Source organism: Proteus sp. G4380 (assembly GCF_963885725.1).
GTDB classification, from domain to species: Bacteria; Pseudomonadota; Gammaproteobacteria; order Enterobacterales; family Enterobacteriaceae; genus Proteus; species Proteus mirabilis.
In genome coordinates, this window is the sequence record NZ_CAWPAV010000164.1 from 1 (window position 1) to 10,134 (window position 10,134).

Here is a 10,134-nt window from a genome sequence, read left to right on the forward strand (position 1 = left end):
CTAATGCAGATACTCGTGTTGCACAAGCAACCGCGACTTGGCAAGCAACTGCAATTAAAGATACAACCAGTATGTTAGTTGTCACTCCATTAAAAAGTCTGACTTTTAATTATGCTGAAGGCCAAAAATCATTTAACCAACAAAATGGTGCATTTGATATTGCTATTCAAGGCCAATCTGGCGCAACCGATTTTAAATTATCATCAAAACTGATTGCTAATACGTTAGCAAGAACAACTGATGATTCAACATTAACAGTTGGTGTTAAATGGAATGGGGAAGACCTTTCTAAAACAACTGATGTTGTGTTAATTGATACATCAAAAGGGTTAACCTCAGGTTTAGATAATTTAGCTGCTGATGGTATTTACAATGGCTCTGAGCGCGCTACAGATCGTGGTGAATTCACTTTTGTAATTGCCAGTGCACAAGCAGCAGGAGCAACAGCCGATTTTAAATCACTGGCTGATGGTGTCTGGGATGGTGATGTAAAAGTGCAATTTACTGCCACTTGGGATGGTGACTTTTCTACCGTTAAACCTAATCCAGAACCTTAATTCTCCTTTATTGGCTAATTGATATTACGATAAAGATACTATAGGGAAGTAATATCTTTATCGTTATTTATTTTTAGAAACTGACTATTATGAATAAGATAAAATTAATCCTTTTTTTATTATTATGGTTTCCATTAAAAAATAGTTTTGCAGTAAATGTAGGTAATATAACAGAGATAATATCTTCTGATGAAAGTAGTCTTGCCAAAGAAATTGAAAATACAGTAAATACGGCAAGATTAGTCAATTTGACAATAGAAAAATTAGACTCACCACTTGAAAATGGGAAAATTATTCCGGTTACTGATCCCAATGAAATTTTATCAACACCGGCTAATCTGATTCTTCCCGGTCATGCAAGTGATGTATTTAAAATCATTTATCAAGGGCCTAAGGATGATAAAGAGCGTTATTATCGATTAAATTGGAAAGATGATCCTATTGCTGAAAATGGTATAACACAAAGCTCAAAATCAGCGACAGCAACAACATCTGCAACTATTAGTACAATTTTAGTGGTTGCACCCAGAATTGAGAATTTTAATTATCAGTATCATGATAATAAAGTTTCTAATATCGGTAATAGTTCATTTCGTGTTGTGGCTTCAGGCCCTTGTCTAGCAGAAAAACAACAATATGGTGTGGAGGGGATGTGTCGAGAGCGTTATTACCTTATGCCACATTTAGCCGTTAAATTACAACTTGTCGATCTCACAAATAAAAAATCTAGCGTAGGCATTTGGCACAAAGGAGAGTTCATTGTTGTCAAATAAAAAATAAAGAATGGGCTAAATCATGCGTAAGAGTATTATCACTTTATCAATATTAGGTATTATTTTTTCGAATACGATTAATGCTAATGAAATAAAAAGAATTAAAGTGGGCGGATATATTATTCCTCCGGCATTTGTTAATGCTTTAGAGGAAGGTATGTCGGTGCCCGTTTTCTTACGACTTAATGATGCAAATAAACAAAACCAAAGTGAAAAGAAAATTGCAGATGCGATTATTGTTATCGATAATGATAAAATAAAACTATCAAGTATTCAATTAATCGAAAATAATCAAGGCGCAACACTAAATCAGTTATTAGTTGATAAAATTGAAAATAAAAAAAATGCTATCTTTAATGAAAATAATAGTATAACTATTGATAGTAATGCTGCTCTTCAATTAAATGTCTCTTCATTTAATTTATCATTAGATGTTGATAAGTCAGCTTTTGCACCCAAAGAACATGCTAGACAATCCATATTAGGAAATTCATCTGTTAATTCATTTTCTGCTGTGGCCAACTATGATTTGGGCGTCTTTCAAAGTCGTGTTAAAAACGCCCAAGATTCATCCAGTAGCTACTTTAATTTAGACACGTTATTAGCTAAAGCTGAACACCATTTTAATATTAATGCATCTGCCTACAGTATAGGTAAATCCAATTCCAATATTGAACTCTATAGAGCAATGTATGAACGTGATTTTAATGGATTGCGTTTTGCTATCGGGTTAATGAGTACTTGGAATTTACAGTCCTTAGCCAGCTTAACAGTATTGAGCAGCAGTAAAATTTATGCAGCATCAATCGGGAATAATTCATCAAGTAGGGTGGTGAATAAACAGCAATCATTAACTCCGATTTATGCTTTTTTAAATAGTCCAGGTGAAGTTCGTATTTATCGGCAAGGTAAATTATTAAATATTCAAAATTTCCCGATGGGTAATTTTGAAGTTGATACCAGCATGTTGCCTTATGGTATTTATGAAGTAACGATTGAAACCGTTATTGATGGCAAGGTAGTGACAACACAACATCAAACCATTAATAAGTCTTTTGGCACCGCTAACGGTAATTTTGACCAATTAAATTGGGAAATTTATGGTGGCTATATTGATTTTGATAAACGTCATTATATCAAAGAGGGTAGCTCTTATAACCAAACTCCTGAAAAAAGTTATTTAATCGGTGGCTCTTTTGCTTATAACTTTCCTCTGTTATCCGGTATTCGTTTTCAAATGTCTAACTATGGATTTGATAAATTTATTGTACAGGAGACGAATATCAGTGTAGCGGTAAATAACTATCTTTCTATTGCTTGGCAAGGAATGTTAGAGAATCATGGTAGTCACCGTAATATTAGTACGCTTTCTATTAATATCCCAGAAGGCTATGGTTCATTATGGGCATCTAAAGAGAAAACTATCGTAAGAGGTGATTTACCGCTATATGAGGCAGACAGTTACTCTTATGGAGGAACTATTAATTTCGATAAGATAATGGATAGAACGGGTTCATTTACTATCAGCAATACCAAAGATAAGCGAGTTGGTAGTGATTCTATTAATTATGAATATGCAAATACATTATTTTCGGGACGTTATGGCACGGTAGGATTAAGAGCTGGGGTTCAGCGTTATCATTATGATAATCAAAATAGCACTAATGAAAAATTTATTAATCTTGATTTCTCTTTACCTCTTTCAACGTGGTTAAGTACTGGGATCTCTTCAACCAATGGCAATGTAAAAGCCAATATTTATGTGAATAAGAATTTTGAAAACTCCGTGATCACTAATGCGGGCGTTTCTGTTTCTAAGTTAGTACATGATAAAGATAATGGTGAATCTGACTTCTCAACACTAGGTTACGCTTCTTATGATACGAAGTATAACTCTGGTACGGTGACCATTAATCGCCCTGATAATAAACGACTTAATGGTAATTTAACTTCTCGTGGCTCTATAGCTTATAGTGAAGGGATGATCACACCCAGTGGTCAACAAGGTAAATCTGGCATTATTATCAATTCAGATATTAAAGGTAGTGGCAGTATGCTCGCTAAAGTTAATGGGCAAAATTACCCGATTAGTGGAAAAAATACCTTTATTCCATTATCTCCTTATTCAGATTATGACATCCAATTAATGAATGATGGCAAATCGAAAGACAGCTTTGACATTATTTCTGGCCGAAATAAATCCGTCACATTGTATCCAGGAAATATTGCCTTTTATCAACCGGAAGTGAGGCAATTAGTCACGGTTTTCGGACGTCTGAAATCCCCTAATGGTGAACTTTTAAAATATGCTTCAATTCGAAACCATATTGGTCGAACTAAAACAGATCAAAATGGTGAGTTTTCAATGGATGTAGATGTCCGTTATCCGGTGATCTCGTTACTACAAGAAGATCAGCAAACAATCTGTGAAGCAGACTTAGATCTTAAAGGGGCACAAGGAGCAATGTGGGTTGGAGAGGTAACTTGTCAACCTCAGTCTAGTTTCGTAAAAAGATAACGAGAACTTTATTATGAATAGCAAAATATTTTTTTTACTCGTAGCACCTTGTCTTTTAAATTTATCGCTGTCTACAACCAGTCAAGCCGCTACGGTAACTAATAGTTACGTTTTTATTGAGAATAATGTAGATAATGAATATTTTATTACCCCAAGAACAACCGATCCGCGTTTTTCGGGTGCCAATAAATATACGCGTTATTCAAAATCTTCACAGCTCAGTTTAGGTTATATGGGGTATACCAATACATCCATTCAGGCCAATCAATATGTCGATATTTGGCTAGAAAATTCTCAAATAGATAAGCCATTTGTGGGTAATCGATGTATGAGGCGTTATTGTACAGATGATAGTGGCTATTGGCCTGCGCAATATATAGGTAAAGACGGGGCTTATAAAATAGTTCAGACTAATACTAACGGTGAATCGGCTTATGCTCGGGGGATATTTAGTGATTCGGCATACCTGTATTTTCGCCAATTGCCTGTAGGCACTATAGAGACATATAGTTATAGAGCCTGTATGACAAAAACAGACTATGATCCAAGCAAAGGCGGATCTTGCCAAAATGTTGGTGGCAGAATGCTTGCATCACATGAATTCAATATCACTAAGTCAGGGCATATCACGTTAACTTCAACAGGTGCTTTACAAGAAATATTTATTGATAGTAACGGTAATCCCACGATTGGCTTAGGCTCTCAGTTTTGCCGAGTGGGTATTGTATCAAACCAAAATGGTATTATTTGTCAGGTGATTGATCATGAAACTACTGGGGATATATTTACCAATATTAGGCTTAATTTAAAAATTAATAATACACTGATCCCTTTTACGCCAGCGGCAAATACAATAAAAATTGGCCCTGATGATGGCAGTAATAACTGGTATAATTATAATACAACATATCCCGCTAATTATTATTTTAAAGTTAATAATAAAAATGTTTCTATCTTTTTATCTAATACCTTTTTAAAAAGACTCGTCTCTAGTAATGTCGATTTTAAAAATAGCCAAGACTTTTTTACCTTTTCATTTACCAATACAGCCGTGCCTCAATCTGGGTATTATGAGTTCACCCCCTCAAATACACTTATTCTGAAGCCGAGAGATTATGGCATAAGCATTATTCCTACTGATTTTAACCCTCATCAATCTAAAACGGGAAAAGTGGGTAATGAAGAGCCACCCATTGAGTTTAATTATATTGTTACCACCAGTGGCCCTAGACAAGCAGACTCTATTACTGCATCTGTAGAAGGACCACAAACAACATTAAAAGGGCAATCCTATTGTTTATTCTCCTCCAGTGATAACCGACTTAATGTGCCTTTTCCGGCTTATCTCTCATTTAAAAATAGTGATGGCACGGATGCAAAATATAGAGCGAGTTGTGATAGTCATGAAATTTCATTAAAAAATGCGTTATGGACAGAAACACCATGGGACAGACCTGATGAAGACTTAGGCTCTTTTTATAGAACGAACCTAGATTTATCTTTTCCAATGAATGATGCTAACTCATTTTTCACTTTGGATGGTATTGATTGGCTAGGAACAGTCTCAGCCAGTGGAACGGTAACAGTTAAGGCTATATGGACTGGGCCTGATATTAACTAAAGTTGATTATTTTTATGTTATGGCGACTGATAAGAACGTACTGGTTTTTTATTTAAGTCACTTTCTATTATAACGAATACTGAAATTTTAATATGAAACTAATATCTTGGTTTAAGATACTTTGCGGGATGTTGTTAGTCTTCTTTTATCACCATGCATATGCACTTTATATTAGTGCAGATATTTCCTCTATGGAGTCGGGGGAACCCTTCTTTTCTAAGCCCTATATTAATGATACTAAAAAAACCAATTTATATACATTTAGTGTTTACCAAATTGATAGGCCGGGTTATCAAGAGCAGGGCACACCTATTCAGAATGGAGAAATTCTTTTTACTCCCCTTAAAAAAATTCTATTACCCGGGGAGCAGGAATTTTTTAAAATTTTCTATCGAGGAGAGGCGGATGAGAAAGAACGTTATTATAAAATTATTATTAGTGAAACGCCACTTGATATAAGAAATGATGAAGGGCAAAAAAAACAACCACTGTTCTACCCCACAGTAAGTTTAGAAACCTATTTTGTTGTTAGACCTAAAGATCCAGATTTCAAATATGATTTAAATATTAACCAAGGAATATTAAAAAATACAGGCAATACTTATTTTAGGGTTTTGTTACATCAAAATTGTGATGGTGATGATGACTCAGAGCCTTATGTATTTTATTTATTACCCAATCAACAAATTAAAGATCTGCGCATAAGTCAAAAAAGTCGCAAGTATATTGTTATCTTTGATAAATATTACTCTATAGGGAATTGTGAGTAATGATATGACTTTAAAGTGTATTGGCCATGATGATCATGGCCAGTGTCCGAGTCACCTATAAGAATGATTGTGGGTATGATATTAGCTATATAACAGGAATAAATTTCTATTTATGATTTTGCATTAAGTGAAGCTCTTTTCTTAGCTATCTCCTCCTCAATCGATAAAACGCATCGGCGTTGTTACCTCTAGATTGACTTGATAATACCAATATATAAATTTAAACAATTTCAACATTTCTGATAGCGCGATAGTCAGTTATCGATAAGATAAAAATAATAGTTTTACTAATATATTGAGTGGCGGGGATATGAATTATTGGCAGTGTATTAACGTTCTATAATAGATTAACACACTGCACTATCTGATTTATTTCTCAGTCGCGATAACGATTAGATCACTTTTTCTTATTCAGCATTGCTTTTAAATCAGCAAAGGGGTTATAGGTTGCTTGCCCAACATCATCTTGGGCATCTTCCCCTGCAACAACGGTAGAGCCGTACTCTTCTGCTTCTGTGTATTTTGAGTGCTCATGATCATGACAATACAGACACAGTAACTCCCAGTTACTGCCATCTTCGGGATTATTGGTGTGGTCGTGATCAATATGATGAACGGTTAATTCACGCAGATTTGAATAGACAAATTCACGAGCACAACGTCCACAAACCCAAGGGTAGAGTTTTAGCGCCTTTTCGCGGTAACCGCTTTCTAGTTTTGCATAGTTTTTGGGGATCACAGCCATGGTTTATTTTGCCTGTTATAAATGATAGAGAAAGTTTTTTGGTTACTTCTCAATATACCCTAATGCATTAAGGGAGCCAATGTGATTAACACAACGCTTACTCAGCAAATAACATCGATATGGTGATGAGTGTTATTATGATAATTTGCGTTGTTGTAACGAGATGCAGTCTTAAAAATTACAGGTATAATTTCGGGCATTATTGAGCAAAATTAGGCATAAAAATGGCAAAACTTACCTTACAAGAGCAGATGCTAAAAGCGGGATTAGTGACAAATAAGAAAATGGCTAAAGTACAAAGAACGGCGAAAAAATCGCGTGTTCAGGCCAGAGAAGCGAAAGAGGCTGTAGAAGAAAAGAAACGTTTACAGCTTGAGCGTGATAAACAACTCAGTGAACAGCAAAAACAAGCAACCTTATTAAAAGAGTATAAAGCGCAAGTTAAACAACTTATTGAGATGAATAGAATTACCCCTGCCAAGGGCGATATTGATTTTAAATTTACCGATAATAATGTGATTAAAACGCTTGAGGTGGATAAAGTAACACAATCTCAATTAATTAATGGTCGTTTAGCTATTGCACGTTTAGTGATTGATAGTGCCGGAAACAGTGAATATGCCATTATTCCTGCGAGTGTGGCAGATAAAATCATGCAAAGAGATGCAGATTGTATCTTATTAAACAACACATTAAGCCAAGCAGAACAAGACGAAGATGATCCTTATGCTGATTTTAAAGTGCCAGACGATTTAATGTGGTGATTTTAAGGGTGGCTTGATATTAAAACGGCGAAGGTAGATAAATATCCATCGGTTGCTCACTAATAGGGTGAATAAAATGTAACTCACAGGCATGCAACATTAGCCGTGGGGTATGCTCTGTTCCTGATAATAATAGGCCACCATACAAATCACACCCTAAAATAGGGTGCCCTATATATTGGCAATGGATACGCAATTGATGCGTTCTGCCTGTTTCCGGCGTGAGTCGCACGCGCGTTAAAGGTAATCGGGTGCCATCAGCAAGAGTCTGATAAAACCGTTCGATAACTTGATAGTAAGAGCGCGCAGCTTTGCCTTGTGTGGTGCTAATCGACATACGTGGAAAGTGTTGTGGATCTTTCGCGATAGGCGCTTCTATAACACCACTATCATGTTGCAAATGGCCACATAATAGAGCGTCATAAGCTTTAGTGACGGTGCGCTGGCTAAATTGTTGACAAAGTGCACGGTTAATCGCTTTATTCAGGGCAATAACCATCCCCCCCGATGTGCCAAAGTCTAAACGATGAACTAAGGTGCACTCGGGAAACAATGGTACTAAGCGATAATGAACAGAATCGATATTTTGCGGGTTTTTACCTGAAAGGCTTAGTAAACCTGATGGTTTGTTTATTACCAGTAGATGTTCATCTTGATAAAGATACTCAATCTTGTCATGGCAAATGGGGGCAATAAAGGTATCAATAATCGTCGACATCAAATTATCCTGATCACAAAAGTGCACTGATCATAGCTAAATTTCAGCCGATTGGCGACTCAAACCACAATATGCTTAGTGACTCAATTTAAACACTAATAGGCAAAGGCATAGTCTGAATGCAGATTGTGCTTTATACTGCATAGAGAAAATTGAGTAATAATGATCATGTAGGCGGTAATGGCAATGAATGGAACAATCACAAAATGGTTTGAAGATAAAGGTTTTGGATTTATCAAAGATGAAAATGGGGATAATCGCTATTTTCATGTGATTAAGGTTGCCAACCCTGATCTTATTAAAAAAGATGCAATAGTCACGTTTGAACCCACGACCAATATGAAAGGGTTATCAGCCTATGCAGTAAAAGTGATCCCAGACAGTAAATATATCTTTATTGCCGGAGAGCGCGTTAAGTTAACGTCAATTAAGTCTTATCGTGTTTATAGCGAACAAGTACCCGTTAAAACGCATATTGATAAAGAAAATACAATATTATCGGTTGGTATGCTAATGAACAGTATTAAGCCTAAATCTGAGTCGGCAGCAGATCAAACGCGTACTTTGAAAAAAATTGATATCATTACTTATCACGGCAAAGTATTAACCTTTACTGATGATGAAGTCGATATTGATGCAACAGTCAAAGTGATTAAGGCTTAATTGAGATAATGTGCTTCTGTTTTTAACTCAATAGCACAATGGATCACCTTTGTGATTAAGCATATTATGCAGTAGAGTGTAATATGCTTAACTGATTGTTTTATCATGATTATTAATTGATTAGGTGAGATATGCTGGATTTTTTAAAAAATTATGACAATTTAACTGTCAGTGAAAAGAAAGTATTAAAGTATCTTACCGATAATATCGCCGATATCCCCTATTTAAATATTAATGATTTAGTCGCTAAAACCTTTGTATCAAAAACGGTAATTATTAATTTATCGCAGAAGTTAGGTTTTAGTGGCTTTAAAGAGCTAAAGTTTCAAATTAATAATTATATTCTTTCGCGTAATAAAATAGAAAAGAGTGATCACTCATCTTATAAAAAACAACTAGAGAAGAATATTAATAAAAGCTTTACCCTCATCAATGAAGAGCAAATTAAAGAGTGTGCTAAAACACTACGCCATTCTCGTAATATTTTTATTGTGGCAAGGGGAACAAGTAAAGCAGTCGGTTATTATCTTGAACACTTATTGTTTGCACTGGGCCTGCATTGCTTTTTTATTAATGATTATAACTTATCAGATTCGTTTACACGTTTAGTGAATGAAGATGACACGGTTATTTTTATCTCTCTTTCAGGGGGAACTAAAAAGATCATTGAAACGGCAAAAATTGTGCAGTTAAAAGAGGCAAACATTATCAGTATGACAGCCTTTAATACCAATGAGTTAACCAGTTATGCGACGCATACGCTATTTTGTTTCGCGGATAATCATGATACGAAAAAAGATGATACCAAGTCACGAATTGGTTTTTTTATTTTGGTTGATTTGTTAATAAATGAAATAGAAAACCTACTTTAAACATTATTTTTTAGTCTCAGAATGATCTCTTCAAGATTAACTTTTTCACGGCCTTATTCTTTACTATATTAATAAATTTAATGTGTTTTAAGCTAAAATAACAATTTATTTTAAAAACACCTTTATTTTCAAT

The 10,134-nt window shown here is 35.0% G+C and carries 10 protein-coding genes; 8 read left to right on the forward strand and 2 right to left on the reverse strand.

All coding sequences use genetic code 11. From position 1 onward, the window contains the following. From ecpA to AACU98_RS14800, 5 genes are all read left to right on the forward strand, one after another. Positions 1-557: common pilus major fimbrillin subunit EcpA (ecpA, locus tag AACU98_RS14780; protein ID WP_202611332.1), on the forward strand; the 557-nt coding region annotated here is incomplete at its 5' end. A gap of 89 nt (positions 558-646) precedes the next feature. Next, positions 647-1,330, forward strand: coding sequence for an EcpB family pilus assembly chaperone (locus tag AACU98_RS14785; RefSeq protein WP_004250001.1), 684 nt, complete (start codon positions 647-649; stop codon positions 1,328-1,330). A 22-nt stretch (positions 1,331-1,352) separates the two neighbouring features. Continuing rightward, on the forward strand, positions 1,353-3,848 hold the full coding sequence (locus AACU98_RS14790; RefSeq protein WP_161735016.1) for a TcfC E-set like domain-containing protein: 2,496 nt from the start codon (positions 1,353-1,355) through the stop codon (positions 3,846-3,848). Positions 3,849-3,861: 13 nt separating this feature from the next. Further along, positions 3,862-5,469 (forward strand): fimbrial protein, encoded by a 1,608-nt coding sequence (locus AACU98_RS14795; RefSeq protein WP_110706863.1) that lies wholly within the window; start codon positions 3,862-3,864, stop codon positions 5,467-5,469. 92 nt (positions 5,470-5,561) lie between these two features. Next, a complete protein-coding gene (locus AACU98_RS14800) occupies positions 5,562-6,239 on the forward strand; it encodes a hypothetical protein (protein WP_017827148.1) in 678 nt (225 codons plus the stop codon). A 397-nt stretch (positions 6,240-6,636) separates the two neighbouring features. Here the strand turns inward: AACU98_RS14800 and yajD are convergent, their stop codons facing one another. Then, entirely contained in the window at positions 6,637-6,984 is a 348-nt protein-coding gene (gene yajD, locus AACU98_RS14805; RefSeq protein WP_004246674.1) for an HNH nuclease YajD, read from the reverse strand. A gap of 224 nt (positions 6,985-7,208) precedes the next feature. Between yajD and AACU98_RS14810 the strand changes: the two genes are divergently transcribed. Continuing rightward, positions 7,209-7,748, forward strand: coding sequence for a DUF2058 domain-containing protein (locus AACU98_RS14810; RefSeq protein WP_004246675.1), 540 nt, complete (start codon positions 7,209-7,211; stop codon positions 7,746-7,748). 19 nt (positions 7,749-7,767) lie between these two features. Here AACU98_RS14810 and AACU98_RS14815 read toward each other — a convergent pair whose 3' ends face one another. Beyond that, positions 7,768-8,466: an RluA family pseudouridine synthase gene (locus AACU98_RS14815; protein WP_161735019.1), complete on the reverse strand. Its 699-nt coding sequence runs from the start codon at positions 8,464-8,466 to the stop codon at positions 7,768-7,770. A 186-nt stretch (positions 8,467-8,652) separates the two neighbouring features. Here AACU98_RS14815 and AACU98_RS14820 point away from each other — a divergent pair, with 186 nt between their 5' ends. Then, positions 8,653-9,129 (forward strand): cold-shock protein, encoded by a 477-nt coding sequence (locus AACU98_RS14820; RefSeq protein ID WP_004249014.1) that lies wholly within the window; start codon positions 8,653-8,655, stop codon positions 9,127-9,129. A gap of 131 nt (positions 9,130-9,260) precedes the next feature. Beyond that, entirely contained in the window at positions 9,261-10,001 is a 741-nt protein-coding gene (locus tag AACU98_RS14825; RefSeq protein ID WP_004246678.1) for a MurR/RpiR family transcriptional regulator, read from the forward strand. Positions 10,002-10,134: the final 133 nt, after the last annotated feature.

Bases quoted from the DNA above. Each gene is read 5' to 3' on its own strand.
- AACU98_RS14800 (WP_017827148.1), top strand. From the start codon at position 5,562: ATGAAACTAATATCTTGGTTTAAGATACTTTGCGGGATGTTGTTAGTC.
- AACU98_RS14820 (WP_004249014.1), top strand. From the start codon at position 8,653: ATGAATGGAACAATCACAAAATGGTTTGAAGATAAAGGTTTTGGATTT.
- AACU98_RS14795 (WP_110706863.1), top strand. From the start codon at position 3,862: ATGAATAGCAAAATATTTTTTTTACTCGTAGCACCTTGTCTTTTAAAT.
- AACU98_RS14810 (WP_004246675.1), top strand. From the start codon at position 7,209: ATGGCAAAACTTACCTTACAAGAGCAGATGCTAAAAGCGGGATTAGTG.
- AACU98_RS14790 (WP_161735016.1), top strand. From the start codon at position 1,353: ATGCGTAAGAGTATTATCACTTTATCAATATTAGGTATTATTTTTTCG.
- AACU98_RS14825 (WP_004246678.1), top strand. From the start codon at position 9,261: ATGCTGGATTTTTTAAAAAATTATGACAATTTAACTGTCAGTGAAAAG.
- AACU98_RS14785 (WP_004250001.1), top strand. From the start codon at position 647: ATGAATAAGATAAAATTAATCCTTTTTTTATTATTATGGTTTCCATTA.
- yajD (WP_004246674.1), bottom strand. From the start codon at position 6,984: ATGGCTGTGATCCCCAAAAACTATGCAAAACTAGAAAGCGGTTACCGC.
- AACU98_RS14815 (WP_161735019.1), bottom strand. From the start codon at position 8,466: ATGTCGACGATTATTGATACCTTTATTGCCCCCATTTGCCATGACAAG.